This is a genomic window from Billgrantia sulfidoxydans (genome assembly GCF_017868775.1).
GTDB lineage: Bacteria > Pseudomonadota > Gammaproteobacteria > Pseudomonadales > Halomonadaceae > Halomonas > Halomonas sulfidoxydans.
Map to the genome: position 1 here is coordinate 1,399,693 of NZ_CP053381.1, position 26,981 is coordinate 1,426,673.

Below are 26,981 nucleotides of genomic sequence, written 5' to 3' on the forward strand. Positions count from 1 at the left end.
ATACTTTGAAGGACTAGGTAACCCCAAAGAAGGCAGCTCTCGGTTAGCGTTACTGACACGCCGGTATAACCGGGTTCAATAACAACAGCAGGAGCATGCCATGCCTTCGTTCGCGCGATCGTTCAACAAGACCACACTCGCCCTGGCCACCGCCGCGGCGGCTTCGTTGGCGTTGCCCAGCGCCAATGCCGCCGAGGTGGAGGTGCTGCACTGGTGGACCTCGGGCGGCGAGGCCCGCGCGGCCAACGTGCTCAAGGAATTGATGGAAGCGGAAGGCTACGGCTGGGAGGATTTCGCCGTGGCCGGCGGTGGCGGTGAAACCGCCATGACCGTGCTCAAGTCCCGGGCGATGTCCGGCAACCCGCCGTCGGCGGCCCAGATCAAGGGGCCGGAGATCCAGGAGTGGGGCGAGCTCGGCCTGCTCGGCGAACTCGACGAAGTGGCCGAAGCCGAGGGCTGGGACGAGCTGCTCCCCCCCACCGTTGCCGAGGTGATGCGCCACGACGGCAGCTACGTCGCGGTGCCGGTCAACGTGCACCGGGTCAACTGGCTGTGGGCCAACCCCGAGGTGCTCGAGGCGGCCGGGGTCGAGATGCCGACCACGCTGGACGAGCTGTTCAGCGCCGGCGAGGCGATCCGCGAGGCGGGCTATATCCCGCTGGCCCACGGCGGCCAGGCGTGGCAGGACGCCACCGTGTTCGAGACCGTGCTGCTGGCCACCGGCGGCACCGAGTTCTACCAGCAGGCGCTGGTCGAGCTCGACGAGGAAGCCCTGGGCGGCGAGCAGATGGTCGAGGCGCTGGAGACCTTCAAGCGCCTGCGCGAGCTGATGGACGACGACATGTCGGGCCGCGACTGGAACATCGCCACCTCCATGGTGATCGAAGGCACCGCCGGCATGCAACTGATGGGCGACTGGGCCAAGGGCGAGTTCACCGCCGCCGGCCTTACCGCCGGCGAGGATTATCTGTGCGCCGCCGCGCCGGGCACCCAGGACGCCTTCACCTTCAACATCGACAGCCTGGCCATGTTCCGCGTCGAGGGCGAGGAGCGCGAGGCCCAGCAGGCCCTGGCACGGCTGGTGCTGGAGCCAACCTTCCAGGAAGCCTTCAACCTGGCCAAGGGCTCGATTCCCGCCCGCCCTGACCTCGACATGGGCGAATTCGACTCGTGCGCGCAGCAGTCCATGCAGGACTTCCAGCGCACCGCCGAGGAGGACGGCCTGGTACCCAGCATGGCCCATGGCATGGCCGTGCGCGCCGACGTCCAGGGCGCCATCTTCGACGTGGTGACCAACTACTTCAACTCGCGTGACATGGCCGCCGAAGAGGCTGCCCGGCGGATGGTGAACGCCGCCCAGGCCGCGCTCTAACCCGCCGCAAGCGGGGCCGGGCCTGGAATCCCCAGGCCCAGCCCCGGTGGCACGCCGTTCACGCCCGAGGTTTCCGCTATGTCCCTGTCCAGTTACGCGGCGCAGCCGGCCACCGGTCCCGGTTCCCGGCGCAGCCGCTCAGGCCCGCTCCAGGCCTGGCTGCCCAAGCTGGTGCTGGCCCCGTCGGTCGCCATCTCGCTGTGCTTCGTCTACGGCTTCATGCTGTGGACCTTCATTCTCTCGTTGACCAACTCGCGCATGCTGCCCAGCTACGACTTCGTCGGCTTCGCTCAGTATGCCCGCTTGATGGCCAACGACCGCTGGTGGGTGGCGTCCACCAACCTGGTGCTGTTCGGTGGCCTGTTCGTGGCCATCTGCCTGGCGCTGGGGCTGCTGCTGGCCATCCTGCTCGACCAGCGCATCCGCCAGGAGGGGGCGCTGCGCACCCTCTATCTCTACCCCATGGCGCTGTCGTTCATCGTCACCGGCGTGGTGTGGAAGTGGCTGCTCAATCCCGGCCTCGGCATCCAGGCCATGGTGCGCGGCTGGGGCTTCGAGAACTTCCGCTTCGACTGGCTGGTCGACCCCGACATGGCCGTCTACACCCTGGTGATCGCCGCGGTGTGGCAGGCCTCGGGCTTCGTCATGGCGCTGTTCCTCGCCGGGCTGCGCGGCGTCGACGACAGCATCCTCAAGGCCGCCCAGCTCGACGGCGCCAGCCTGCCGCGCATCTACTGGCGGGTAGTGATTCCCTGCCTGCGCCCGGTGGTGTTCAGCGCGGTGATGATCCTCTCGCACATCGCCATCAAGAGCTTCGACCTGGTGGTGGCGTTGACCGGTGGGGGCCCCGGCTATGCCTCCGACCTGCCGGCCACCTTCATGTATGCCCATGCCTTCACTCGGGCGCAGATCGGCCTGGGCTCGGCAAGCGCCATGCTGATGCTGGGTGGCGTGCTGGCGATCCTGATTCCCTATCTCTACTCCGAGCTGAGGAACCGCCGCCATGGATAACGTCATTCGACGCCGCACCGTCGGCGCGCGGCTGGCCCGTGCCGCGCTCTATGCGGTGCTCCTGCTGGCCGCACTGTTCTATCTGCTGCCGCTCGCGGTGATGCTGATCACCTCGCTCAAGCCGCTGGCCGAGATCACCCCCGGCACGCTGCTCTCGCTGCCCCGGGAGCCGACCCTGGCGCCTTGGGCCAAGGCCTGGGGCGAGGCCTGCACCGGCATGCGCTGCGAAGGCGTGGGCGTCTACTTCTTCAATTCCATCGCCATCGTCGTGCCGGCCGTACTGATCTCCACGATCATCGGCGCGCTCAACGGCTACGCCCTGACCAAGTGGCGCTTCAAGGGCTCGGAGCTGGTCTTCGCGCTGATGCTGTTCGGCTGCTTCATCCCGTTCCAGGTGGTGCTGCTGCCCATGGCGCAGACGCTGGGCTGGCTGGGACTGTCGAGTTCGCGGGCGGGGCTGATCCTGGTCCACGTGGTGTTCGGCATCGCCTTCACCACGCTGTTCTTCCGCAACTTCTACGTGGCGGTACCCACCGAGCTGGTGTCGGCGGCCAAGCTCGATGGCGCCGGCTTCTTCCGCATCTTCTGGCGCATCCTGCTGCCGGTGTCGGCACCGATCATCGTGGTCTCGGTGATCTGGCAGTTCACCCAGATCTGGAATGACTTTCTGTTCGGCGTGGCGTTCTCGGCCCATGACACCCAGCCGGTCACGGTGGCACTCAACAACCTGGTCAACACCTCCACCGGCGTGCGCGAGTACAACGTCGACATGGCGGCGGCGATGATCGCTGCACTGCCCACGCTGATTGTCTACGTGCTGGCCGGCAAGTATTTCGTCCGTGGGCTCACGGCCGGCTCGGTCAAGGGCTGAGCCACCGAACAACAAAGAGGTTACCGAAATGGCAGCGCTGGAAATCAATAACGTTTGCAAGGACTTCGGCAGCGAGCAGGTGCTCAAGGACGTGAGCCTGGCGATCGATTCGGGCGAGTTCCTGATCCTGGTGGGGCCCTCGGGCTGCGGCAAGTCGACGCTGATGAACGCCATCGCCGGGCTCGAGCCGGTCACCTCCGGCGAGATCCGCATCGCCGGCGAGGACGTCACCTGGCAGACCCCGGCCGAGCGCGACATCGCCATGGTGTTTCAGTCCTACGCGCTCTACCCGAGCATGACGGTACGTCAGAACATCAGCTTCGGCCTGGAGATGCGCAAGGTGCCCAGGGCCGAACGTGAGGCCGCCGTGGAGCGGGTGGCCGACCTGCTGCAGATCACCCACCTGCTCGATCGCAAGCCTTCGCAGCTCTCCGGCGGCCAGCGCCAGCGCGTCGCGATGGGCCGGGCGCTGGCCCGCGAACCCAAGGTCTACCTGTTCGACGAGCCGCTCTCCAACCTCGACGCCAAGCTGCGCGTCGACATGCGCACCGAGATCAAGAAGCTGCATCAGCGTCTCGGCACCACCATTGTCTACGTCACCCACGACCAGATCGAGGCGATGACGCTGGCCGACTGCATCGCGGTGATGCGCGACGGTCGAATTCTCCAGCTCGGTTCGCCCGACGAGGTCTACAACGATCCGGTCGACCTGTTTGTGGCCGGCTTCATGGGCTCGCCGTCGATGAACTTCATTGCCGCTACCCTGGAGGGCGAGAGTGGCGCGTACCGGCTGCGGGTGGCAACGCCGGGAGAGGAGGCGCTGGAGCTGCCCTGGCCGCAGGAGCGCGAGGCGCCGACCATGGCCGGTCAGGTGGGGCATGCGGTGCTCCTGGGGCTGCGCCCCGAGCACTTCGCCGAGGACGATGCGCGGCTCGGCGAGTTCAGCGAAGGCGTGCCGTTCACGCCGCGCATCAGCGTGGTAGAGCCCACCGGGGCGGATATCCTGCTGCAGCTCAAGCTCGGCGAGGGCGAGGCCACGGCGCGGGTGGGGCCCAAGTGCAAGGTCAAGGCGGGCGAGCGGCTGACGCTGCGCATCGACATGGGGCGCGCGGTGCTGTTCGATCCCGCCACGGAGAAGCGCCTGGCCTGAGCCGGTGCCGCGAAAGGCCGCCGGCACCGGGCCGTCGGCCTGCCGGCCGACGGCTCAGCGAACGGTGATCACGGTGCACTCGGCGACGTGGCTGACCTTGTGCGAGACGCTGCCGACCACCAGCCCGCGCAGGTCGCTCAGGCCGCGGCTGCCCATGACGATGGCTTCGACACCGCGTCGGCGTGCCTCGCTGACGATGGTGCGGGCCGGGTCGCCCTGGCCGACCACCGTCTCGATGTGCTGGATGCCCTTGGCCCGTGCCGCCTCGGCCGCCTTGTCGACGACCTGCCTGCCGATCTCCTCGCGTTCCTGGCGAGACGCCTCGATGGCGATGGCGCCGATGCCCCACACCAGCGTCGTCTCGTGGGAAAGCTCCTCGGGGATGTGGAGGATGTGCAGGGTAGTATCGGCCTGACTGGCCAATTGGCAGGCGACGTCAAGGGCCTTCTTCGCGCCTTCGGAGCCGTCGACGGGAACCAGGATGGATTGGTACATGTCACTTTCCTTATCCGCTGTGGGGAATGGATACCCCGAGCCTAGCCCCTTGTACGCGAGACGTCATGACCGGCGTCAAGCCCTCGACTGATCGCCTGCCATTCACTTGGAATCTTCCAGCTTTCGAAGCTGCTGCCAGAGTTCGCTGCGCAGGTCGGCCATGCGCGGCGCCTCGCCCTTGGCGAACAAGAGCGGTGGGGTTCAGGTGCTGAGTGGCAGGCCGAGGCGCGCCGAGAGGCGCCCGGCTAGGGAAGATCAGCGTACGGTGATCACCGTGCACTCGGCGACATGGCTGACCTTATGCGAGACGCTGCCGACCACCAGCCCGCGCAGGTCGCTCAGGCCGCGGCTGCCCATGACGATGGCCTCGACGCCGCGACGGCGTGCCTCGCTGACGATGGTGCGGGCCGGGTCACCCTGGCCGATTATCGTCTCGATTCGGCTCGCGCCATTGGCGCGTGCCGCTTTTTCGGCGCTGTCGATGATCTGCTGGCCGATGTCCTGGCGAGCCCGAGGTTCCTGCCTCTCCTGGCGTGACGCCTCGATGGCGATGGCGCCGATGCCCCATACCAGCGTCGTCTCGTGAGTGAATTCCTCGGGGATGTGGAGGATGTGCAGGGTGGTATCGGCCTGGCTGGCCAGCTGACAGGCGACCTCAAGGGCTTTCTTGGCGCCTTCGGAACCGTCGACGGGAACCAGGATGGATTGGAACATGGCGCTTTCCTTATCCGTGGTAGTGGATGGATACCCCGAGCCTAGCCCCTTGCACGCGAGACGTCATGACCGGTATCAAGTCCTCGCCCGATCACCTGCCATTCACTTGGTATCTTCCAGCTTTCGAAGCTGCTGCCAGAGTTCGCTGCGCAGGTCGGCCATGCGCGGCGCCTCGCCTTCGGCGAACACCAGCGGGCGGGTCAGGCGCAGGGTACGCAGGCCGAGGCGGGCGCTCAGCAGGCCCACCCCCATGCCCTGGCCGGCACGCGCCGAGAGGCGGCCGGCCAGATTCAGCGAGAGCAGCTCCATGCCGGCATCGCCGGCCATCTCGGTGGCGCCGGCGAAGGCCATGTTGTAGAGCACGTTGCGCAGCAGGCGCAGGCGGCTGGCGTAGCCGAGCTCAAGCCCGTAGAGACGGCAGATGCGGTCGATCATGGCCAGGCTGCGCCACGCCACCAGGAACATGTCGACCAGCGTCAGCGGGCTGACCGCCACCATCACCGCCGTCTCGCCGGCCATGCGCGAGATCAGCCGCCGGGCCTGGCGATCGCGCGGGGCCAGCAGGTGATGCGCCAGCAGCTGCTGCACCTCCGCCCCGGCGTGGTGCGGCTCGCGGGCGGCGAGGAAGGCCTGCCAGTGGGGATGGTCGTCGTCGAGCCCGAGCTGGCGCTTGAGCACCCGGGCCAGCTCGAGCGCTTCCCGGGCATCGGCCCGAGGCAGCGTCGCCAGCCGGCTGCGCAGGGCGTCGTGCCGTTTCAGGCGGCGCAGCCGCCAAGCCTCGCGCACGAGCGCGCCGGCCCCCAGGGCGATGGCGCCGAGCCCCAGCAAGTGCCAGCCGCCGCTGAGCCAGTCGCCGCCGAGCAGTGCCTCGGGCAGGCGCATGGCCATTTCGGCCGTGCCCAGCGCGATGCCGCCGCCGAGCAAGGCCAGTAGCCCCCAGCGGCGCTTGCGCGGTCGGCCGAGGCTGGCCTCGAGGTCGCGCTCGGCGCGGCTCGCCGGGGGCTCCGCCACGGGGCGGGTGGGCAGCTGGCTGTCGAAATCGAGGCGTGGCCGCGGCGGCTCGATGCCCGGCGAGGTCGGCTCGTCGAGGGTGAAACGGCGGGCCGGTCGCGGGTCGTCGCCCTGCGGCTCGTGGCGGCGGTCGTTCATTGCAGCTTGTCTCCGATCAGCCAGTCGAGGGCGGCATCGAGCCGGATGTGGGGCAGCGCGCCGCCCTCCCGCGGGGCAGGGCGGAAGGCGCGAAAGTCGAACCCTTGGCGAGCCCAGAAGTCGGTCTCCGGCAGTTTGGCGGGCACCTCGCCGGGAAACACCAGAACCTCCTCGCCCTCCAGGGTGGTGCCGCGCAGGGCCGGGCTGCGCTCGTTCCTGTGGTTCACCTCGTGGGCCTCGGTGGCACGGATCGCCGCCAGCGACAGCGCCTTGACCGGCACGTTGGCGTAGCGCAGGTCCTGCAGCGGCTCGGCGAGCAGGGCCTCGAGCAGCGCGGTCAGGTTGGCGTGCTGTTCCGGGGTGACGTGGTCGGCCTTGGTCGCGGCGATCGCCAGCTTGTCGATGCGTGGCGCGAACAGTCGCGAGAGCAGGCTGCGCTTGCCGTAGTCGAAGCTCTGCATCAGCGTGGCCAGCGCCTGGGAGAGGTCCTCGAAGCGCTCGGGACCGGCATTGAGCGCGCCGAGCACGTCGACCAGCACGATCTGGCGGTCGAAGCGGCGGAAATGATCGCGATAGAAGGGCCGCACGATATGGTGCTGATAGTGACGAAAGCGGGCCGCCAGGGTGGCATAGATACTCTCCGGAGGCAGCTTGGCCAATGCCCCTTCGTCGGCCTCCGCCAGCGCCGGCAGCGGGAAGAACTGCAGCACCGGGGCGCCCTCCAGGTCGCCGGGCAGCAGGAAACGACCCGGCTGGAGGTTGGCGAAGCCCGCCTCGCGGGCGGCTTGCAGGCTTCTGGCATAGAGCGCGGCGATGTCGGCGAGCTCGGCCTCGTTGGCTTCGGCGGCGGGGTCGAGCCTGGCCGCGGCACGCTCCCATTCGGCCAGCAGGGCGCGGCGCTGCTCGCCGGCGCCGGCGAGCATGGCGCGGCTCCAGCCCGGGTAGTCATGGCCCAGCAGCGGCAGGTCGAGCAACCATTCGCCGGGGTAATCGAACAGGTCGAGGCTGAGCTCGGCGGTCTCGCCGCGCAGCAATGCGCGCCTGGCCGGGCGGTAGCGGATCGACAGGCGCAGCTCGCTGATGCCGCGGGTGGGCTCCGGCCAACGTGGCGGCTCGCTGTCGAGCGACGCCATCGCCTGATCGTAGGGAAAGCGCGGTACGCCCAGATCGGGCTGGCTGACCCGGCGGGCGCCCAGCAGGCGGCCCTGCCGGGCCGCCGGCATCAGGTCGAGCCGGGCCTCGAGGCCGGCATGGCGCAGCTGGTTGACCAGCGAAGTGAGAAAGGCGGTCTTGCCCGAACGAGAGAGTCCGGTGACCGCCAGGCGCAGTTGGCGGTCGCGGCCGCGTTCGATCAGATTGGTCAGCTCCCGGGTGAGCGACTGGCGCATCGGCGAGGAATCCCTTCACAGCAGTGTCAGCCGCTAATGTGAGGGTCTTGGCGGCGTCTGGCAAGGCGCTGCCAAGCCAATAGCGCAATGGGTACCAGCGACAGCGGCACCAGCAGCGCGTTGAGCAGCGTCCAGCCGAGCAGGTTGACCAAGGGGCCCGCCAGCAGCGCGGTGACGGCCACGGTGGAGAAGACCAGGAACTCGTTGGCAGCCTGGGTGCGGGCTTTCTCCACCGGCCGGTAGGCCTCGGTCAGCAGGCCGGTGGCGGGCAGGAAGGTGAAGTTCCAGCCCAGCCCGAGCAGGATCAGGGCGAAATGAAAGCCCGCCACGCCCGCCTCGACCTGGGCGGCCAGGCCGCTCGCCGCCAGTAGTACGCAGCCCGTGGCGATCATGCGCGGTGCACCGAAGCGCGCCGTCAGGTGGCCGGTGGCGAACGAGGGCAGGAACATCGCCAGCACGTGCCACTGGATCGTGGTGGCGACATGATCGAAGTGATGGCCGGCGCCGGACATCGCCAGCGGGGTGGCAGTCATCGCCAGGTTCATCACGCCATAGCCGATCAGCGCCGAGAGCACCGCCACCAGGAACACCGGCTGGCGCACGATCTCACCGAGCGGCCGCGGCCTGCCGTCGCCGTGGGTCGTCTCGGGCGGCGGCAGGCGGGTCGCCAGCAGCACCAGCAGCGCCACCAGGTAGAGCGCGCCCAGGCCGAGGAAGCTGCCGAGAAAAGGGGTGGTGGCCGCCTCGCGGCTGATGCGCGCCAGCCACGGGCCGAAGAAGGCGGCCAGCACGCCGCCGCCCATGACCAGACCGATGGCGCGGTCGCGCAGCGCCAGGGGCGCGGCTTCCACCGCGGCGAAGCGGTACAGCTGGCCGAAGCCGATGCCGATGCCGATCAGCCAGGTGCCCAGCATGAACGGGAAGAAGGCCTCGGCCACCAGGGCCTGGGCGGCCACCGCCACGCCGATGAGCCCCAGCAGGTTGCCCAGCAGGAAGCCGCGCTTGCGCCCCAGCCGCGCCATGATCAGCGAAGCGGGAATGGTGGCGCACATCAGTCCCAGCCACTGGGTGGCGACCGGCGCCGTGGACCAGGCCGGGTCGGGCGCGAGGCGCGCGCCGATCAGCGGCGAGACCGCGATCAGCAGGATGTTGCCGCTTACCAGCAGCGCCTGGCACAGCGAGAGCAAGGTGACATTGAAGGGCATGGCAGCCTCCCGGGCAGAGCATTCCTCAGCGGAAAGTGGGCAAAGCTCGGCCGCCGGGGCCGAAGCGTTGATAGTACAGAGTGGGGGAAACGCCGTAGTGGCGCTGGAACAATCGTCGCAGTTGCTCTGCGCCACCCAACCGCCACTGGCGGGCCAGGCGCTCCAGCGGCGGCGCTTGCTCGCTGGCGACCAACGCCTGGCGGGCCTGCTCCAGCCGCAGGCGGGTCAGGTAGGCGCCTGGCGTGGTGGCGAGCTGCTGGCGAAATAGGCGCGACAAGTGTCGCGGTGTGACCCCGATAGACTCTGCCAGCGTCTCCAGCCTGTACGGCGCGGCGGGGTCGGCGTGGATGCGGTCGAGCAGGCGACGCAGCGAGCCCCTCGTGCGGTGCTGGCTGGCCAGCACCTCGCTGAACTGGGATTGGCCGCCGGGTCGGCGCAGGAACAGTACCAGCTCGCGAGCGACCCGCCCGGCCAGGTCGCTACCGTGGTCGGCCTCGAGCAGCGACAGGGCCAGATCGATGCCGGCGGTGACCCCGGCACTGGTGAAGCGTCCCGCCGACTCGACGTAGAGCGCGTCGGGCACAACTTGGATCGTGGGATACTCGCTGGCCAGCTGGGCGCAGTGTCGCCAGTGGGTCGTGGCCTGGCGTCCCTCCAGCAGGCCGGCCGCGGCGAGCAGGAAGGCGCCGGTGCAGATCGACCCCAGCCGGCGTACTCGCCGTGACTGTTCGCCCAGGGCATCGAGCAGCCCCGTATGCTGCTGCTGCGCCAGTACGCCACGCCCCCCTGCCACCAGCAGCGTGTCCACGGGTCCGACAGCGGAGAGCTCGCGCCAGGCGATGTCGGCCTGCAGCGGCAGGCCACCGTTGGTCGCCACGCTGCCCGGCGCATCGGCGGCGAGGTGCAGACGGTAGAGCGGCCGTCCGCTCACGTCGTTGGCCGAGGCGAAGACCTGCCAGGGGCCGCTGATATCCAGCAGCTGGCAGTCAGGGTAGGCGAGAAGGACGACGGTGCGCGACATGACGATCCCCACGACGAGTCAGGCTCAGTCTCGACCGAGCGGGGCAGGTCTGCAACGACGAATATCCCACCGATAAGGACATGATCGGTGGCGGGTCATGCTGCCATCAGCCACTGGGCCCAGATCGGTATCGTGGCAATGAAGAAGCCCAGCCCGGCCAGGACATAGCCCGGCCAGCGTTTCTCCAAGCGCTGGGCGAGCGTCAGACCGACGAGGCAGATCACCAGGCCGACGAGATTGAAGACGAAGGTGAACATGCCGAGCATGGGCGTCATGGCAGCTCCCGTGGCGCGTGAAAGGTGAAAAACGCGAAGTGCAGGGGCATGATATCAGCAGCCCACGCGACGAGGACACGACATGGACGCGAGACTGCCCGACCGCGATGCGGTCATCGCCTTCTGGTTCGAGGAGCTCGAGCCGGCCCAGTGGTTTCGCAAGGATGCCGGGCTCGACGGGACGATCCGCGATCGCTTCGCCGCCCTGCACGATGCGGCGGCGGCCGGCGAGCTGTGGCAATGGCGCGATACACCCCGCGGACGGCTGGCCGAGATCCTGGTGCTCGACCAGTTCTCGCGCAACCTCTTCCGCGACGATTCACGCGCCTTCGCCCAGGATGCCATGGCGCTGGTGCTGGCCCAGGAGGCCGTGGCCCAGGGCTGCGACCGCGAGCTGGAGGTCGGCTGGCGTCGCTTTTTCTACATGCCCTACATGCACAGCGAGTCGCTGGCGATCCACGGCGAAGCGCTGCGGCTGTTCGACCAGCCCGGGCTCGAGGACAACCTGCGCTACGAGCACCTGCACCGCGACATTCTGCTGCGCTTCGGCCGCTATCCGCACCGCAACGCCATCCTGGGGCGGGAGTCGAGCGAGGAGGAGCTGGCGTTCCTGGAGCAGCCCGGTTCGTCGTTCTGAGCTACGCTTTGCAGGAAAGTCGCGCTCAGGCACTATCGAGGTGCTCAATCGAGACCGCATCGATCAAAAGGAGAGGAGAGACGACATGGGACTTATCGCCTGGCTGATCATCGGTGGGCTGGCCGGCTGGATCGCCGGCAACATCATGCGCGGCGGCGGCTTCGGCATTCTGCCCAATATCGGCGTGGGCATCGTCGGGGCGGTGATCGGCGGTTTCCTGTTCCGCCTGCTGGGGCTCCAGGCCGGCGGCTTCATCGGCTCGCTGGTCACGGCCACGGTGGGGGCGGTAGTGCTGCTATGGATCATTTCCAAGATCCGACAATCCTAGTTTCGGTGGCATGAGACGAATCGGCCCGGGCAGTTGCCCGGGCCGATTCGTTCGTGATGAGTGTGGCATCAGAAGGTGTAGCTCACCCCCACGACCGCCACCGGGTAGATCGGCCACTCGTTGGCTTCGTCCTCGAGACGCTGCTCCTCCTGGCGGATCTCTTGACGCAGCTGGGCCGACAGCGGATTGTCCATGTCTTCGAATCCCTCCGAGGTTCTCAGCGACACGTCCGGATCGGTGGGGATCACGCCGATCTCGGCGAAGACGCCGAAGCCGCTGCGATGCGCCTGACGCCAGCCGAGGCCGGCGTAGGGCTGTACGCCGTCGACGAGGGTCGCCTTGCCATGCAGGGTACCCAAGAGTTCGGCATCGTAGGTGCGGCCATTGAAAGCATAGGACCCATTGCGTGGCCGGCCCACCACGTCGGCATCGATATCGGGCAGCATGAGGCCGGCGCTGAGGAAGAAACCGCTGGCGAAGGGGTAATAGTCCAGCGTCAGCTTGCTGGCCGCCAGGTTGACGTCACCGTCATAGTCGACGTCGTCGGTGCGGTAGTCGGTGTTCCAGTCCAGCCCGCCGGTATAGCGGGCAGAGACGCCCAGGCGTTCGCTGAAGCGCCACGCCAGGTCGGCGCCCGCGCCGGTGGTGCCGGCAACGGCACCCAGCGTCATGCGGCCATCCTGCGCATGCGCCTGGCTCGTGCCCAGCAGGCACAGGGCGATCAGGCCGGTGGTCGTCATCCTTTTCATCGACTCGCTCCTCGGTTTGCCATGGCTCGTGGCGGCGCGCCGCCTCGTTCGGCTAACCAGTATCGACCGCCACCGGACGGGGCATAACCCGATTAATGTTTTCTTTTGTTGCTATAGCCTGAGGCGATTGGCGACCCACGAGGGCGGGGCTACCTTTCAGGCGGAGCGCCACGTACACGAGGGAGGAAGGATCCACACTGGCTGAAGGAGCACGAGCATGGCGAACAATCCCTACACCACGCCCAACAGCGGCAAACCCAACGACACCGGCTTCAAGACCGACGCGAAGAGCAAGTCGGACAGCCTGGAGCAGTATCGCAGCGATGCCACCGGCCACGACCTGCGCACCAACCACGGCACCCGCATTGCCGACAACCACAACTCGTTGAAGGCGGGCGAGCGGGGGCCGACGCTGCTCGAGGACTTCATCTTCCGCGAGAAGCTCAACCACTTCGACAACGAGCGCATCCCCGAACGCATCGTGCACGCCCGCGGCGCGGCGGCGCACGGCTATTTCCAGCCCTACGACAACGCCGCTCAGTATTCCAAGGCGAGCCTGTTCCAAGACCCCGCGAAGAAGACGCCGGTGTTCGTGCGCTTCTCCACCGTCCAGGGCTCGCGCGGCTCCAACGACACCGTGCGCGACGTGCGCGGCTTCGCCACCAAGTTCTATACCGACGAGGGCAACTGGGACCTGGTGGGCAACGACATGCCGGTATTCTTCATCCAGGATGCGATCAAGTTCCCCGACTTCGTCCATGCGGTGAAGCCTGAGCCGCACAACGAGATCCCCCAGGGACAATCGGCCCACGACACCTTCTGGGACTTTGTCTCGCTGATGCCGGAATCGACCCACATGGTGCTGTGGACCATGTCCGACCGCGCCTTCCCGCGCCACTACCGCAACATGGAGGGCTTCGGCGTTCACACCTTCCGCCTGATCGACCGGCAGGGCAAGGCGCGCTTCGTCAAATTCCACTGGAAGCCGCTGGCCGGCACCTGTTCGCTGATCTGGGATGAGGCGCAGAAGCTATGGGGGCGCGACCCCGATTTCAACCGCCGCATGATGTGGGAGGACATCGAGAACGGCGACTTCCTGGAGTACGAACTCGGCATCCAGGTGGTCGAGGAGGAGGACGAGCACAGCTTCGACTTCGACCTCCTCGATCCGACCAAGATCATTCCCGAAGAGCAGGTGCCGGTCACGCCGATCGGCAAGATGGTGCTCAACCGCAACCCCGACAACTATTTTGCCGAGACCGAGCAGGTCGCCTTCAACCCGGCCCACGTGGTGCCGGGCATCGATTTCAGCAACGACCCGCTGCTGCAGGGCCGGTTGTTCTCCTACCTCGATACGCAGATGCTGCGCCTGGGCGGGCCCAACTTCCACGAGATCCCGATCAACCAGCCGGTGTGCCCGTTCCACAACAACCAGCGCGACGCGATGCACCGCCAGACCATCAACAAGGGCCAGGCCTCCTACGAGCCCAACTCCATCGACGGCGGCTGGCCCAGCGAGACCCCGGCGGCGCCCGAAAACGGCGGCTTCGAGTCCTATCAGGAGCGCGTCGATGGCCGCAAGATTCGCGCCCGCAGCCCGTCGTTCGGCGATCACTACTCCCAGGCCACGCTGTTCTGGAACAGCCAGACCGAGGTGGAGAAGGAGCACATCATCGCCGCCTACACCTTCGAGCTCTCCAAGGTGCAGCGCCCCTGGATCCGCGAGCGCGTGATCAGGGAGATCCTGCCCAATATCGATCTCGAGCTGGCCCGCCGGGTCGGTGAGAACCACGGTATCGAGGCGCCGAGCACCAAGCCGGCGCCGCCCGAGGAACTGGGCAAGAGCTCGCAGCTGGAGTCGCCCGCACTGAGCCTGATGGCGCGCCTGCCCGGCAATATCAGGTACCGCAAGGTGGCGATCCTGGTGGCTAACGGAGTCAATGGCGATCAGGTCGAAGCGCTCAAGAAAGCGCTCGAGGCCGAAGGCGCCCAAGGTATGGTGATCGCGCCGAGCATGGCGCCGGTAACGGCGGCTGGCGGTAATAGCGTGACGCCCGATGCCATGCTCAACGGCATGCCCTCGGTGGCGGTGGATGCGGTGGTCGTGCCCGGCGGCAGCGACAGCGTGGATGCGCTGGCTCGGTCGGGGCAGGGGCGCTACTACGTGCAGGAGGCCTACAAGCACCTCAAGGCGATCGCCGCCGTGGGCGAGGGCAAGCTGCTGCTGGATGCGGCGGACGTGCCCACCGGCGAGGAGGGCGTGCTGACCGCTGCCACGGTGGACGATGTCTTCGCGCCGCTGCGCGACGCCATGGGGCAGCATCGGGTATGGGCACGTGACGCAAAAGCGAATGATATTCCAGCCTGATAGCCTATAGCGCTCGACGACACTCGTGAAAACGCCCGCCGGCATCGACTGCCGGCGGGCGTATTTTTTACTGCACGCAAGATCAGGCGGTGGCCTTGCTGCCGACCAGCTCCTTGAGCGCGGCTTCGACGATGTCCAGGCCTTCCTCGAGGATCTCGTCCTCGATGGTGACCGGCATCAGGAAGCGGATGGTATTGCCGTAGAGACCGCAGGAGAGCAGGATCAGCCCCTTCTCGCGGGCCTTCTTGCACAGCGCGGCGGCCAGGTCGGCATCAGGCGTGTGTTGGCTCTTGTCCGATACCAGGTCGATGGCCGCCATGGCGCCCATGTGGCGGGCGTTGTCGACGCAGTCGAAGTCGCTCTGCCACTGGCTGAAACGCTTGGCCAGCTTGTCGCCCAGGGCCATGCTCTTCTCGAGAATGTTCTCTTCCTCGAACACGTCGAGCACCGCCAGGGTGGCCGCGCAGGAGAGCGGGTTGCCGGTATAGGTGCCGCCCAGCGAGTTGGGGCCGGAGGCGTCCATCACCCGGTCGGTACCCACCACGGCGGAGATCGGCATGCCGTCGGCCATGCTCTTGGCCATGGTGATGATGTCCGGCTCGACGCCGCTGTGCTCGATGGCGAACAGCTTGCCGGTACGGCCGAAGCCCGACTGCACCTCGTCGACGATCATCAGCATGCCGTGCTCGTCGCAGATTTCGCGGATCGCCTTGAGGAAGCTGGCCGGGGCCGGGTAGAAACCGCCTTCGCCGAGCACCGGCTCGAGCACGATGGCGGCGGTGTCGCGGGGATTGGCGTCGGTCTTGATCGCCATCTTCAGGCCGCGGATCGCCTCGTCCTCGCTGACGCCGTGGTAGGGCACCGGATAGGGGGCGCGGAAGACGTTGCCCGGCATGCTGCCGAAGTCGCTGGCGTAGGGCGCGACCTTGCCGTTCATGGCCATGGTCATGAAGGTGCGGCCGTGGTAGCCGCCGTCGAAGCAGATCACGTTGTTCTTGCCGGTGGCGGCGCGGGCGATCTTGACCGCGTTCTCCAGCGCCTCGGCGCCGGAGTTGGCCAGCATCACCTTGGCGTGTCCACGCACGGGCGTGACCTGGCTCAGGCGCTCGGCCACCTTGACGTAGCCCTCGTAGGGCATCACGGTCTGGCAGGTGTGCATCACGCGGTCGAGCTGGGCCTTGACCGCTTCCACCACCTTGGGATGGCGGTGGCCGATGTTGAGCACGCCGATGCCGCCGGCGAAGTCGATGATACGATTGCCATCGGCGTCCCAGATCAGCGCGTTCTCGGCGCGGTCGGCGAACTGGGTGGCGGGGCTGGCGGCGCCGTTGGCCACGTAGCGCTGCTTGAGTTCGTTGAGCTGTGCGTTGTTCATCTTGCCTCCCTTCTGCTTGGACGTTGCGGGCGATCAAAGGCCGCCGACACAGACGTATTTTAGTTCAGTGAATTCATCCAGGCCGTGATGCGAGCCCTCGCGTCCCAGGCCCGACTCCTTGACGCCGCCGAAGGGCGCCAGCTCGGTGGAGAGAATGCCCTCGTTGACCGCCACCATGCCATATTCCAGCCCCTCCATGACATGCCAGATACGGCGGTAGTCGCGGGCGTAGAAATAGGCCGCCAGGCCGAATTCGGTGGCATTGGCCATGGCAATGGCCTGGTCGTCGCTGTCGAAGCGGAATACCGGCGCCAGTGGGCCGAATGTCTCCTCGCGGGCCACGCGCATCGCGTCGGTGACGTCGGCGATCACCGTGGGCTGGAAGAAGGTGCCGCCGAGTGCATGGGGCTCGCCGCCGCACACCAGCCGGCCGCCCTTCTCCAGGGCGTCGGCGATGTGGGACTGGACCTTGTCCACCGCGGCAGGGTTGATCAGTGGCCCCTGCACCACGCCGTCGTCGAGGCCATTGCCGACCTTGAGTTGAGCGACGCGGGCGGCAAGCTTGTCGACGAAGGCGTCATACACGCCGGACTGGACGAGCAGGCGGTTGGTGCACACGCAGGTCTGGCCGGAGTTGCGGTACTTCGATGCCACCGCCCCCTCGACCGCGGCGTCCAGGTCGGCATCGTCGAAGACGATGAAGGGCGCGTTGCCGCCGAGTTCCATGGAGGCCTTCTTGACCGTGCCGGCGCACTGGGCGAGCAGCCTCTTGCCCACCGGCGTGGAGCCGGTGAAGGAGACCTTGCGCACCCGCGGATCGGTGGTCAGCACCTCGCCGATCTCGGCGGGGCGGCTCGCCGTGACCACGTTGAGTACGCCGGCGGGGAAGCCGACGTCCTCGGCCAGCCTGGCCAGCGCCAGAGCGGTCAGCGGCGTGGCCTCGGCGGGCTTGATCACCACCGGGCAGCCGGCAGCGAGTGCCGGGGCGCACTTGCGCGTGATCATCGCCAGCGGGAAGTTCCACGGGGTGATGGCCGCGACCACGCCGATCGGCTCGCGAAAGACCAGGATACGCTTGTCGGCACCGTGGCTCGGCAGGGTCTCGCCCGCCATGCGCTTGGCCTCCTCGGCATAGAACTCGACGAACGACGCGCCGTAGGCCACCTCGCCGCGGGACTCGGCCAGCGGCTTGCCCTGCTCGAGCGTCATCAGCCGCGCCAGCGGTTCCCGATGGGCCATGATAGCGTCGAACCAGGCGCGCAGCAGGGAGGCGCGCTGCTTGGCCGGCAGGCGGCGCCAGGCCGGCCAGGCCGCTTCGGCCGCGGCCACGGCAGTGCGGGCATCGTCCGCGGTGAGGTCGGGCACGCGGGCCAGCGTCTCGCCGGTAGCGGGGTTGGTCACGCTGAAGCGGCGCTCGGCGTCGCACCACTGGCCGTCGATATAGGCCTTGTCGATGAAGATCTCGGCAGGAAGTGACATGGAGGCTCCGGGGTGTTGATTATCTTGTTTGGCGAGTGTGCATTATTTAAAACGTTTCGCCAAGCCTCCGCTCGCCGGCCCGCAATGCTTTTTTTGCCGCCTAGAGCCATCGGCGTGCGCCGCGCTTTCCGCTACACTAGGCGCCGATTTCCCCGGTGCGGCAGTGCTGCATCATTCTCTGTGGTTGAACGTCGAGGTGAGACTTGGTCGATCCCCTTTACGCCTGGTGGGCTCAACAGCTGGTCCTGTGCGACTGGGCCTTCGAGCCCGAACCCGACACGATCGAGGTCCGGGCGGCCAGCGCCAGGTTGCAGGCGCTGGGCGTCAGCGATCGCGGTGAGCTGGGCTGGCGTCTGGTCGAGGCCTTTGGCACCGGCACTGCCGACCCGGCACGCTTGTTGGCGGCGCTCGAGCTGCTCGCCCTGGCAGGATCGGCTGGCTGGCTCAGCGAATCGCGTCTGCGCAACTGGCTGGTGCGCTTGACCGACGAGATCACTCGCCAATACCCCAACCTGGAGAGCTGGCTCGGGGCGCTGCGACACGCCAAGAGTGCCGAGGGCTGGGTGCGCGGAGACGACGGCTTCTGGGAGGCCTGCGAGGCGTTGGCCGTGCTCGAACGTGACGGAGAGGGCGTGACCTGGGACACCCTGACCGAGTGGGTAGCCCTGCAGCGCCAGGACAAATCCCTCTCGCTCTGGCCCGATGCGCCCCACGCCCATGGCTGGCGCCTGCGGGCGGCCTTTGCCCCGGTGGTGGAAGTGCCGCCTGGCGAGGTGGATTGGCCCGATGCCAAGGAGTGGCTGTGGCGCTACTGGCAGATCGACGACCGCGCGGGGCTGGTGCAGAGCCTGCTGTGGCTGGCGGGCTATGGCCATCGCCAAGGCTGGGATCTCGATGCCACGCGCCTGCTGGCGGCCTCGGGCGACGAACGCCAGGCCTGGCTCGACGGGCTCGCCAGCGCCGAGCGCGACTACGGCCGGGTGCTGCTGGCCTTCATCGAGCGCGGTGAGCCGCTGGAATGGGCTGCCTGGGACTGGCTGCGGCTGGTCGACCTGGCCTGGGCCGGTGCCTGTGCGGGCTGGCTCGACGTGACCGAGGCCCGCGATTTCGCCAGCCATGGCGCCGACCTGGTGCTGCGCCGTTACAGCGACTGGTCGGCGCTGGCGCGGGCCTATCAGCGCGGCTGCAGCCTGTTCGAGGGGCAGGATCGATTGCCCGACATGCAGCGGGACTGGAATCTTCTGCTCAACTCGCCCGTCAGCCCCTGGCGGGCACCGCTGCAACAGCTGCTGAGCGAGGAGGAGCGGGAGTCATCGCGGCGTTCGATCCTGGCCTGGCGGCGCCCGCCGCGGCACTGGGTGCTGGCGCTGGCCTCGGTGCGCGAGCCCGAGTTCGGCATGCGCCAGGGGCCTCCCGTGGCGGTTGCCGTCGAGCGGCGTGGCGAGGCCCTGCGCTACCTCGACGAGACTCTCGGGCTCCACCCCGACGAGGGCGTGGAGGCGCTGGCTCGCTACTGGCTGCCGGCCCAGGCGCACCATCTCAACCAGCTGGCGGCCGACGCCGCCCACGGCGCTCTGCCCGCCGCCACCACCCCGTTTGGGCGGCCCGAAGCTGAAGATCGGGAAAGCCTCGTGGCGCTGAAGCAGGGCAGCCGCCATGCGGCGACCATCCACATGGCCGAGAAGTACGCCTTCTATCTCCAGATGGCCATGGACAGCGAGGCATTCGATGGCGAGGCGCTGGAGGCCCTGGCCGAGGCGCTGCGCGGCACGCTGTGTCGCTTCTACCCCGATGCCCGTCGTCTACTTGAGGCCTGGTCGCAGTGGGAGCGCCTGTTGCCGGAAGGCGAGCATCCGCCGCTGATCAACGAGATCCGCTGGCACCTGGACGATCCGGGGAGTCCGTTTCATTGGCTCGACTGGCATTCGTCCCAGTGGCGCGAGCCCGGCCCGCGCCCGACACTGTCGCGCTTCACCGCCATGGCGCTGGTGGGCCCGCTCAACAGTGCCGCCTGGAGCGAGCCGCACGTCGAGAGCGAGCGAGAAGCGGTCTCGATTCGCGAGTGGATCGATGGCCACTACGGCCTGCACGGCGAAGCCGAACTGCACGAGTTCCTCGATTTCCTGCTCGAGGCGGGCGACCGCCAGGAGTACCAGATCAATTACGCTCCCTATACGCTCAATACCCAGCGGCTGGCCTCGGAGATCGCCATGCTGGAGAGCGGCGACTGCAGCGAGGAGGATCGCACCCACCTGCTGCGCCTGCAGCGGGTGCGCGACAACACCGATGGCTGCAACGAACTGGACATGACCGCCTGGGACGTGGCCCAGGCGGTGGACCTGGCGATTGCCGGGCGCCAGCTCGGCTGGCTGGATGGCACCGCTTTCAGCCGTGTGCTGGAGCGCGCCCATGCGCTGGCGGCAGAACACTACGGCAGTTGGGAGGCGTACGCCCGCGGCCTCTACGCCGGGTTCTCCTTCTTCATGGGCGAGACCTCCGAGCGCAAGAGCTTCCTCGACGGCTTTCGCCAGGCCCTGGTCGCGTGGCTCTCGGGAGCACCGCCGCTGGCCGGCCCCTGGGCGAGCCTGGATTTCCCCGGTGCCAGGCCGCGCCACTGGGCGCCGATGCATATCGACACGCTACCGGGCGACGTCAAGACGCTACATTAGGCTCGCCCTGATCAGGAAGTGTGGTTTATAGTCAGCGAGTTTGATGAGATGGCTTCCTGAGGGAAGCCTTCACGTGAATAATCGTCGCGAGCCGGCGCAAGGCCGCTCTGGCAGTGGTACGGGCAGCGAAATGGCCAGGCACCACTGCCACAGCGATCCTCCCCGAGTAGCAGGTAGGGCTTGTCGCCCGACCCGGGAGTGCGTGCGGCTCAGGGATAGAGGACCTTGCAAGATGTTGGCCACGGGATCGAGTCGTATCGCTGTGCTCGGTATGTCGCTGGCGTTGCTGTCCGGTTGTGCAGGGCCATCGACATCGTCGCTGGAAGCGCCGGACGACTACTTTGCACGACAGCTACCCGGCATGTCGTCTTCCTCCAACCCGATGATGTCCCCGGTGGACAACCCCATCCTGCGCGTGAGCAGCCTGCACAATCCGCCGCCCGAGCTGGTGCGCGAGGCGCTGCTGGCGCAGCACGAGCGCTGGGCCGGCACGCCCTACCGGATTGGCGGCACCGGCCGCAACGGGATCGACTGCTCCGCGCTGGTCCAGGCCATCTTCAGCGAAACCTTCCGCCTGCAGCTGCCGCGCTCCACCGGCGAGCAGGTGCGAGAGGGCACGCAAATTTCCCGCGATGAGCTGCAGATTGGCGATCTGGTCTTCTTCCGCCCGCCGGGGCGCTACGACCACGTTGGCATCTACGTCGGCGACGGCTATTTTCTGCACGCCTCCACCTCACAGGGGGTGATGCTCTCCGAGCTCGACAACAGCTACTGGCAGCGCTACTACTGGCAGGCGCGCCGGACCCTGGAGCCCACCACCCTGGCGCAGCGCGTCATCGAGCCCGACGAAGGCTGAGAAGCGCCTGCGCTCGGCGCTCTGCCCAGTTCCCATCCATCGCTCGCTAGCGTTAAAGACGCGTCAGCGCTGGCGCTTCGCTCTCACAAGACTTCGCGATGGGCGATGACGTACTCCACGAAGGCGCTTTCCGCCCGCGACAGGTAGGCGTCCCGCGCCCAGGCCAGCGACAGGTCGAGCCAGGCCGGGGTGTCGAAGGAGACCGCGGCCAGCTCCGGCTCGTCGACCACCCGGCGCAGGAAGGTGGTGATGCCGAAGCCCTGGCGCACGATCGCCTTGGTCAGGGGGATCAGGTTCGACTGGAAGGCGATGTTGGCGGCTAGGCCGGTCTGGCGTGAGAGCGCGTCGACGAACTCACGATGAAAGTAACCGTCCTGGAACAGCACCAGCGGCTCCTGGAAGAACTCGGAGGCATTCACGCGGCTGCGCCGCGCAAAGGGGTGCGAGCGCGGCACGCAGACCACCATCTCCTCCCGCGTCAGGTGGCGCCGTTCCAGATGGCGGCTCTGGTCGTCGTCGATGACCACGCCGAGGTCCAGCTCGCCGCCGGCAATCATGCTCTGCAAGCGCCGCGCGCCGGCCTCCACCACGGTCAGACGAATGCCCGGATGGCGCGCCTTGAATCCCATCAGCAGTGGCGGGAAGTAGTAGGAGCCGAGCATCGAGGGTATGCCGATGCGAACTTCGCCCTTGACCAGCCCATGCAGCTCGCGCATGGCCAGTTGGGCGGTCTCGGCGCGCGTCAGCAGCTCTCGGGCGTGGGCATACAGAGCCGTGCCCTCGGGCGTCAGCGCGATGCGTCGCTCGTGGCGGTGGAACAGCGTCAGCTCCAGCTGGCGCTCGAGGTTGGCGATGGTCTGGCTGACCGCCGACTGGGCCACGTGGAGCTCGCGAGCCGCGGCGCTGAAGCCGGCTCGGTCGGCGACGGTGACGAAGACCCGCAGGGCACGCAGGTCGAAGGGGAGGGACATGGTGCTCCTCGATAAGCTGAGCAGATGGTAGCCATCGTTTAATTCTGTTTGGCTTATCATAAGCCATGCCCGATCATGTCCGACAGCTCCATTCCGCTCAGGTGGTCGCATGATCGTCGCTCGCTCCCGCGCCTGGTGGCGCGCCACCCTGGCGCTCTGCCTCGGCTCCATCCTGGTCTTCGTCAACCTCTACGCGCCGCAGCCGCTGCTGCCGGAGCTGCGTCAGCTGTATGGCGTGTCGACCCTGGGGGTCAGCCTGGTCATGTCGGTCGCCACGCTGTCGCTCGCCGGCGCGCTGCTGGTCTTCGGCCCGCTGTCCGACGCCATCGGCCGCGGCGGGATCATGCGCGTGACGCTGCTGCTCGCCGGGCTGTGCTCGCTGGCACTGGCCTTCGCCCCCACTTTCGAGACGCTGCTGGCGGTGCGCCTGGTGCAGGGCTTCGTGCTCGGTGGGTTGCCGGCGGTGGCCATTGCCTGGATGGGCGACGAGTTCGACCGCCCGGCGCTGATGGCGGCCGTAGGCCTCTACATCGGGGCCAATACTCTGGGCGGCATCGGCGGGCGGCTGATCGGCGGTGGCGTCGGCGAGATCGGCGGGGCCGGCGCCGGCTTCCTGACGGTGGGCCTGGTGACCCTGGCCGGGGTGGCGCTGTTCTGGAAGCTGCTGCCGGCGCCGCGTCAGTTCACGCCGCGCCGCTTCGAGCTGCGCGGTGCCCTGGCGGACCTGGGCGGGCACCTGCGCCACCCGCTGCTGTTGGCCGCCTACCTGCTGGGTGGCATCAACTTCCTGATCTTCATCAACCAGTACAGCTACATCACCTTCCGCCTGGCCGATGCTCCGTTCGGGCTGGGCGCCCGATGGCTGGGCATGATCTTCCTCACCTACCTGGGCGGTACCCTGAGCTCGGCACTCTCGGGCCGCCTGACGCGGCAACTCAGCCAGCCGGCCTGCATGGCGCTGGGGGTGCTGATCCTGATGGGCGGCACCCTGATCACCCTGGCGGATTCTCTGGCCTGGATCGTCGCCGGGCTGACCATCAACGCGGTAGGCTTCTTCCTGGCCCACTCCATGGCCTCGAGCTGGGTCGGCCGCCAGGCGCAGCGGGCGCGGGGCAGCGCCTCGGCGCTCTACCTGGTCTTCTACTATCTGGGGGCGAGTCTCGGCGGTTTCTGGCTCGAGCCGTTCTGGCAGCGCGGGGGCTGGTTCGGCGTGGCCATCGGCTCCTGGCTGCTGCTCGGCGTCACGCTCGCCATCGCGCTGTGGCTATGGCGCAGCGAACGCTGTCCGGGGCGGGTGTCAATGGCCCGCTAGGCCGCCAGCCTCGTCGCCCCAGATCTCCTTCAGGCGCTCCTCGCGGCCGCAGGCCGACTTGTAGAAGTTGTAGCGCACGGGATTCTTGCGGTAGTAGTCCTGATGGGACTCCTCGGCGGGATAGAACGCCTCGAAATCGCTGATCTCGGTGACGATCTCCCTGTCGAAGCGCTCGGCGAGTTCGGCGCGCGTGGCCTCGGCCAGTTCGCGCTCCTCCGCGCTGGCGGTATAGATCACGCTGCGGTAGCTCTCGCCCTTGTCGCAGAACTGGCGATCGACGGCAAAGGGATCGACGTTGCGCCAGAACACGTGCAGCAGTTCGGCGTAGTCGACCTCGGCGGGGTCGTACTCCACCCGAACCACTTCGGCGTGTCCCGTGTCGCCGTCGACCACCTGGCGGTAGCTGGGGTTCTCGAGGTGGCCGCCGCTGAACCCGGACGTGGTCGAGACCACGCCCTCGACCTTGTCGAAGGCCTCCTCCACGCACCAGAAGCAGCCACCGCCGAACACGGCGCTGGCCGTCGCTTCGTCCGCGAGGCCCTTGCCGACGGGCATCACCAGTAGAAACGGTATCCACGGCAAGATGTTGCGTTTCCCGATCATCATGACCCACCTCGTTGCTGGCGTTGCAGAGTGTAAGGTTGGAAGCTGTCCGACGACACAGGTTCCGTATAACCTCTGTTTAAAGTGTACCTCCAATCCCGGGAGTCGCCCGTGAGGCATCGTCGTCTACTGCTCGTACTGGTACTGGTCGCCATCGTAGCCGCCTACTTTCTCAGCGGTGCCAACGAGGCGCTGACGCTGGCCAACCTGCAGGCCGAGCAGGTGCGCTTCCAGGCCTGGCTGGCCGATGATCCGCTCACGGTGGTGGGCGGTTTCTTTCTCTTCTACGTGATCATGGCGGCGCTGTCGCTGCCCGGTGCCACGCTGTTGACCCTGCTCGGCGGCGCGCTGTTCGGGCTCGGCTGGGGGCTTCTGATCATCTCCTTTGCCAGCACCCTGGGCGCCACCCTGGCCGCCCTGATCGCCCGAACCCTGGCCCGGGGGCCGTTGGAGAGGCGCTTTGCCGTGCAACTCGAGCGCATCAATGCCGGGATCCGCCGCGAAGGCGCCTTTTACCTCTTCACCTTACGCCTGATCCCGCTGTTTCCCTTCTTCGTCATCAACCTGGTAGTGGGGCTGACGCGCATGCGCCTGTGGACCTTCTATTGGGTCAGCCAGCTGGGCATGCTGCCGGGCACGGCGGTCTACGTGAATGCCGGGCGCGAACTCGGCAACCTGCAATCGCTCTCCGGCGTCCTCTCGCCGGGACTGATCGGCTCGTTCGTGCTGATCGGCCTGTTTCCATGGCTGGCTCGCGGCCTGGTGGCCATTGCCAAGCGTCGGCGCCTGGCGCGCCGCTACCGCCGCCCGGCGCGCTTTGACTACGACATCGTGGTGATCGGCGGCGGCTCGGCGGGGCTGGTGGCAAGCTACATAGCGGCGGCAGTGAAAGCGCGAGTGGTGCTGGTGGAGCGTGACCGGCTGGGCGGCGACTGCCTGAACACCGGCTGCGTACCGTCGAAGGCGCTGATCCGCGCCTCACGGGTAGCCGAAGACATTCGCGGAGCCGGCCGCTATGGTATCCATGCCGGCGAGCCGCAGGTCGATTTCGGCGCGGTGATGGCGCACGTGCAGCGTGCCATACGCCAGGTGGAACCCCACGACAGCCGTGAGCGCTACGAGGGGCTCGGCGTCGAGGTACTGGCCGGCGAGGCCCGTCTCCTGGATCCGTGGCGGGTATGCGTGAACGGCGATACGGGCGAGCGAGTGCTCACCACGCGGCACGTGATCATCGCCAGTGGGGCGCGGCCGAAGGTGCCGCCCTTGCCCGGGCTCGAGGCCATTGAGATCCTGACGTCAGACAATCTGTGGCAGCTCGAGGCCCTGCCAGAGCGGCTGGTGGTGCTGGGCGGCGGCCCCATCGGCTGCGAGCTGGGCCAGAGCTTCGCCCGCCTGGGCAGCCGGGTGAGTCTGGTCGAGATGGGGCCCCAGCTGCTGCCCCGCGAGGACCACGATGCTGCCGATACGCTGCGGTTGCGGCTCGAGCAGGATGGGCTGGAGCTATGGCTCGACACCCGCGCCGTGCGCGTGGTACCGAACGCGGATGCCGATGGTGGCCATGCGCTGGAGGTGGAGCGTCGCCTGGCCTCGGGCGAAGCCGAAGTGCATCGGCTGCCCTTCGATCGCCTGCTGGTCGCGGTGGGGCGCCAGGCCAATGTGGCCGGCATGGGGCTCGAGGCGTTGGGCGTCGAAACGCGTGCGGACGGCACCCTGGCCGTTGACGAGAGCCTGCAGAGCGTGCTGCCCAACGTCTGGGCCTGCGGCGACGTGGCCGGCCCCTTCCAGTTGACCCACGCCAGCGGCCACCAGGCCTGGCATGCCGCGGTGAATGCGCTGTTCGGCGAGCTCAAGCGCTTCCGCGTCAGCTACCGGGCGCTGCCGGCAGTGACCTACACCGAGCCGGAGGTGGCGCGGGTGGGGCTCAGCGAGGGCGAGGCGCGCGCCCGCGGCATCGACTTCGAGGTGACCCGCTATGAACTGGCAGAGTTGGACCGCGCCATCGCCGAGGGCCGGGCCGAGGGTTTCGTCAAGGTACTGACGGTGCCGGGAAAGGATCGCATCCTCGGGGCGAGCGTGGTGGGGCAGGGCGCCGGCGAGCTGCTGGCCGAGTTCACCCTGGCGATGACCCACGGCCTCGGCCTGAACAAGCTGCTGGGGACGGTGCACCCCTATCCCACCTGGTCGGAGGCGGCCAAGGCCACGGCAGGAGTATGGAAGAACGCCCACAAGCCCGAGCGTCTGCTGGGCTGGCTCGAGAAATACTTCGCCTGGCGCCGGGGAGCCGTGGCGGCGGGGGCCGAGACACCACGGGAGACCAAGGGGGAGACGAGGAGGCAGGATGCTTGACCGCTGGGCCATGCCGCTGACGCAGGCGCCGCTGGCGCTCATCGCCCGGCGACTCATGCGCTGGGGAACCCGGCCCGACCAGGTCACCCTGGTGGCCTTCGGCATCGGCATGCTCAGCCTGCCGCTGTTGGCCCTGGAGTGGTACCTGGCGGCGCTGGTGGCGATCCTTCTCAATCGCCTGGGTGACGGGGTGGACGGCGCCCTGGCCCGGCTCGCGGGCCGTGCCAGCGATGCCGGCGGCTTTCTCGACATCGGCCTCGACTTCGTCTTCTATGCGGCCGTGGTGCTCGGCTTCGCGCTGGCCGACCCGGATGCCAATGCGCTGGCAGCGGCCTTCCTACTGTTCGCCTTCATCGGCACCGGCACCTCGTTCCTGGCCTTCGCCATCATGGCGACCCGCCACGGACTCGAGCGCCCGCGCTTCCAGCAGAAGGCCTTCTACTATCTGCACGGCCTGACCGAGGGTACCGAGACCATCCTGGCCTTCGTGCTCTTCTGCCTGCTGCCGAGTCACTTCGCCTGGCTGGCCACGCTCTTCGCCGTCGCCTGCCTGATCACCACCTTCACCCGGCTATGGGGAGGCTATCGCACCCTGCGCGGCCTCGAGGTGAAGGGTTAGGCGCCGCCGAGCCCATAG

General features: G+C 67.8%; 24 protein-coding genes. 12 read left to right on the forward strand and 12 right to left on the reverse strand.

Features of this window, described 5'->3' with window-relative positions:
• Nucleotides 1–100: 100 nt before the first annotated feature.
• The 4 genes from HNO51_RS06585 (at nt 101) to HNO51_RS06600 (ending at nt 4,404) form a co-directional block, all read left to right on the forward strand.
• Nucleotides 101–1,372, forward strand: a complete 1,272-nt coding sequence (locus tag HNO51_RS06585) for an ABC transporter substrate-binding protein (RefSeq protein ID WP_197450280.1) — start codon at nt 101–103, stop codon at nt 1,370–1,372.
• A 78-nt stretch (nt 1,373–1,450) separates the two neighbouring features.
• The gene (locus HNO51_RS06590; protein WP_197450281.1) at nt 1,451–2,383 is read left to right on the forward strand and encodes a carbohydrate ABC transporter permease; all 933 of its coding nucleotides are present in this window, start codon (nt 1,451–1,453) and stop codon (nt 2,381–2,383) included.
• Nucleotides 2,376–3,254, forward strand: a complete 879-nt coding sequence (locus HNO51_RS06595; RefSeq protein WP_197450282.1) for a carbohydrate ABC transporter permease — start codon at nt 2,376–2,378, stop codon at nt 3,252–3,254. Before HNO51_RS06590 ends, HNO51_RS06595 begins: the two co-directional genes overlap by 8 nt.
• A gap of 28 nt (nt 3,255–3,282) precedes the next feature.
• Nucleotides 3,283–4,404: an ABC transporter ATP-binding protein gene (locus HNO51_RS06600; RefSeq protein WP_209538794.1), complete on the forward strand. Its 1,122-nt coding sequence runs from the start codon at nt 3,283–3,285 to the stop codon at nt 4,402–4,404.
• A gap of 54 nt (nt 4,405–4,458) precedes the next feature.
• Here HNO51_RS06600 and HNO51_RS06605 read toward each other — a convergent pair whose 3' ends face one another.
• The 7 genes from HNO51_RS06605 to HNO51_RS06635 form a co-directional block, all read right to left on the reverse strand.
• Nucleotides 4,459–4,899, reverse strand: a complete 441-nt coding sequence (locus HNO51_RS06605) for a universal stress protein (protein ID WP_197450284.1) — start codon at nt 4,897–4,899, stop codon at nt 4,459–4,461.
• Nucleotides 4,900–5,154: 255 nt separating this feature from the next.
• Nucleotides 5,155–5,613: a universal stress protein gene (locus HNO51_RS06610; RefSeq protein ID WP_209538795.1), complete on the reverse strand. Its 459-nt coding sequence runs from the start codon at nt 5,611–5,613 to the stop codon at nt 5,155–5,157.
• 102 nt (nt 5,614–5,715) lie between these two features.
• Nucleotides 5,716–6,762, reverse strand: coding sequence for a YcjF family protein (locus tag HNO51_RS06615; RefSeq protein ID WP_209538796.1), 1,047 nt, complete (start codon nt 6,760–6,762; stop codon nt 5,716–5,718).
• Complete coding sequence (locus HNO51_RS06620; protein ID WP_209538797.1) at nt 6,759–8,150, reverse strand: YcjX family GTP-binding protein; 1,392 nt, start codon at nt 8,148–8,150, stop codon at nt 6,759–6,761. The genes HNO51_RS06615 and HNO51_RS06620 overlap by 4 nt, the downstream gene beginning before the upstream one ends.
• A 26-nt stretch (nt 8,151–8,176) precedes the next feature.
• Entirely contained in the window at nt 8,177–9,355 is a 1,179-nt protein-coding gene (locus HNO51_RS06625) for an MFS transporter (protein ID WP_209538798.1), read from the reverse strand.
• 25 nt (nt 9,356–9,380) lie between these two features.
• Nucleotides 9,381–10,376, reverse strand: a complete 996-nt coding sequence (locus HNO51_RS06630) for a GlxA family transcriptional regulator (RefSeq protein WP_197450289.1) — start codon at nt 10,374–10,376, stop codon at nt 9,381–9,383.
• 95 nt (nt 10,377–10,471) lie between these two features.
• Nucleotides 10,472–10,651 (reverse strand): hypothetical protein, encoded by a 180-nt coding sequence (locus HNO51_RS06635; RefSeq protein WP_197450290.1) that lies wholly within the window; start codon nt 10,649–10,651, stop codon nt 10,472–10,474.
• Nucleotides 10,652–10,733: 82 nt separating this feature from the next.
• Here HNO51_RS06635 and HNO51_RS06640 point away from each other — a divergent pair, with 82 nt between their 5' ends.
• Together HNO51_RS06640 and HNO51_RS06645 are read left to right on the forward strand one after the other, a co-directional pair.
• Nucleotides 10,734–11,288: a DUF924 family protein gene (locus HNO51_RS06640; RefSeq protein ID WP_197450291.1), complete on the forward strand. Its 555-nt coding sequence runs from the start codon at nt 10,734–10,736 to the stop codon at nt 11,286–11,288.
• 85 nt (nt 11,289–11,373) lie between these two features.
• Entirely contained in the window at nt 11,374–11,616 is a 243-nt protein-coding gene (locus HNO51_RS06645) for a GlsB/YeaQ/YmgE family stress response membrane protein (RefSeq protein ID WP_197450292.1), read from the forward strand.
• A gap of 68 nt (nt 11,617–11,684) precedes the next feature.
• Here HNO51_RS06645 and HNO51_RS06650 read toward each other — a convergent pair whose 3' ends face one another.
• Entirely contained in the window at nt 11,685–12,365 is a 681-nt protein-coding gene (locus HNO51_RS06650; RefSeq protein WP_234283523.1) for a hypothetical protein, read from the reverse strand.
• 217 nt (nt 12,366–12,582) lie between these two features.
• On the opposite strand from HNO51_RS06650, the gene katE reads away from it, so the two are divergent.
• Nucleotides 12,583–14,733: a catalase HPII gene (gene katE, locus HNO51_RS06655; RefSeq protein WP_197450293.1), complete on the forward strand. Its 2,151-nt coding sequence runs from the start codon at nt 12,583–12,585 to the stop codon at nt 14,731–14,733.
• Nucleotides 14,734–14,815: 82 nt separating this feature from the next.
• Here katE and gabT read toward each other — a convergent pair whose 3' ends face one another.
• Both gabT and HNO51_RS06665 read right to left on the reverse strand, forming a co-directional pair.
• Complete coding sequence (gabT, locus tag HNO51_RS06660; RefSeq protein ID WP_197450294.1) at nt 14,816–16,108, reverse strand: 4-aminobutyrate--2-oxoglutarate transaminase; 1,293 nt, start codon at nt 16,106–16,108, stop codon at nt 14,816–14,818.
• A 33-nt stretch (nt 16,109–16,141) separates the two neighbouring features.
• The gene (locus HNO51_RS06665; protein WP_209538799.1) at nt 16,142–17,587 is read right to left on the reverse strand and encodes an NAD-dependent succinate-semialdehyde dehydrogenase; all 1,446 of its coding nucleotides are present in this window, start codon (nt 17,585–17,587) and stop codon (nt 16,142–16,144) included.
• Between the two features lie 203 nt (nt 17,588–17,790).
• Here HNO51_RS06665 and HNO51_RS06670 point away from each other — a divergent pair, with 203 nt between their 5' ends.
• Together HNO51_RS06670 and HNO51_RS06675 are read left to right on the forward strand one after the other, a co-directional pair.
• Complete coding sequence (locus HNO51_RS06670) at nt 17,791–20,256, forward strand: DUF1266 domain-containing protein (RefSeq protein ID WP_209538800.1); 2,466 nt, start codon at nt 17,791–17,793, stop codon at nt 20,254–20,256.
• Between the two features lie 319 nt (nt 20,257–20,575).
• A complete protein-coding gene (locus HNO51_RS06675; RefSeq protein ID WP_422674261.1) occupies nt 20,576–21,112 on the forward strand; it encodes a C40 family peptidase in 537 nt (178 codons plus the stop codon).
• A gap of 83 nt (nt 21,113–21,195) precedes the next feature.
• Here HNO51_RS06675 and HNO51_RS06680 read toward each other — a convergent pair whose 3' ends face one another.
• A complete protein-coding gene (locus HNO51_RS06680; protein WP_197450297.1) occupies nt 21,196–22,083 on the reverse strand; it encodes a LysR family transcriptional regulator in 888 nt (295 codons plus the stop codon).
• 109 nt (nt 22,084–22,192) lie between these two features.
• On the opposite strand from HNO51_RS06680, the gene HNO51_RS06685 reads away from it, so the two are divergent.
• The gene (locus HNO51_RS06685; protein WP_209538801.1) at nt 22,193–23,395 is read left to right on the forward strand and encodes an MFS transporter; all 1,203 of its coding nucleotides are present in this window, start codon (nt 22,193–22,195) and stop codon (nt 23,393–23,395) included.
• Here HNO51_RS06685 and msrA read toward each other — a convergent pair.
• Nucleotides 23,381–24,001 carry a peptide-methionine (S)-S-oxide reductase MsrA gene (msrA, locus tag HNO51_RS06690; protein WP_234283522.1) on the reverse strand — a complete coding sequence of 207 codons (621 nt, stop codon included), beginning with the start codon at nt 23,999–24,001 and terminating at the stop codon, nt 23,381–23,383. The genes HNO51_RS06685 and msrA overlap by 15 nt on opposite strands.
• A 108-nt stretch (nt 24,002–24,109) precedes the next feature.
• Between msrA and HNO51_RS06695 the strand changes: the two genes are divergently transcribed.
• Both HNO51_RS06695 and HNO51_RS06700 read left to right on the forward strand, forming a co-directional pair.
• Nucleotides 24,110–26,344: an FAD-dependent oxidoreductase gene (locus HNO51_RS06695; protein WP_209538802.1), complete on the forward strand. Its 2,235-nt coding sequence runs from the start codon at nt 24,110–24,112 to the stop codon at nt 26,342–26,344.
• On the forward strand, nt 26,337–26,963 hold the full coding sequence (locus HNO51_RS06700) for a CDP-alcohol phosphatidyltransferase family protein (protein WP_197450300.1): 627 nt from the start codon (nt 26,337–26,339) through the stop codon (nt 26,961–26,963). Before HNO51_RS06695 ends, HNO51_RS06700 begins: the two co-directional genes overlap by 8 nt.
• The last annotated feature ends 18 nt before the right edge of the window (nt 26,964–26,981 follow it).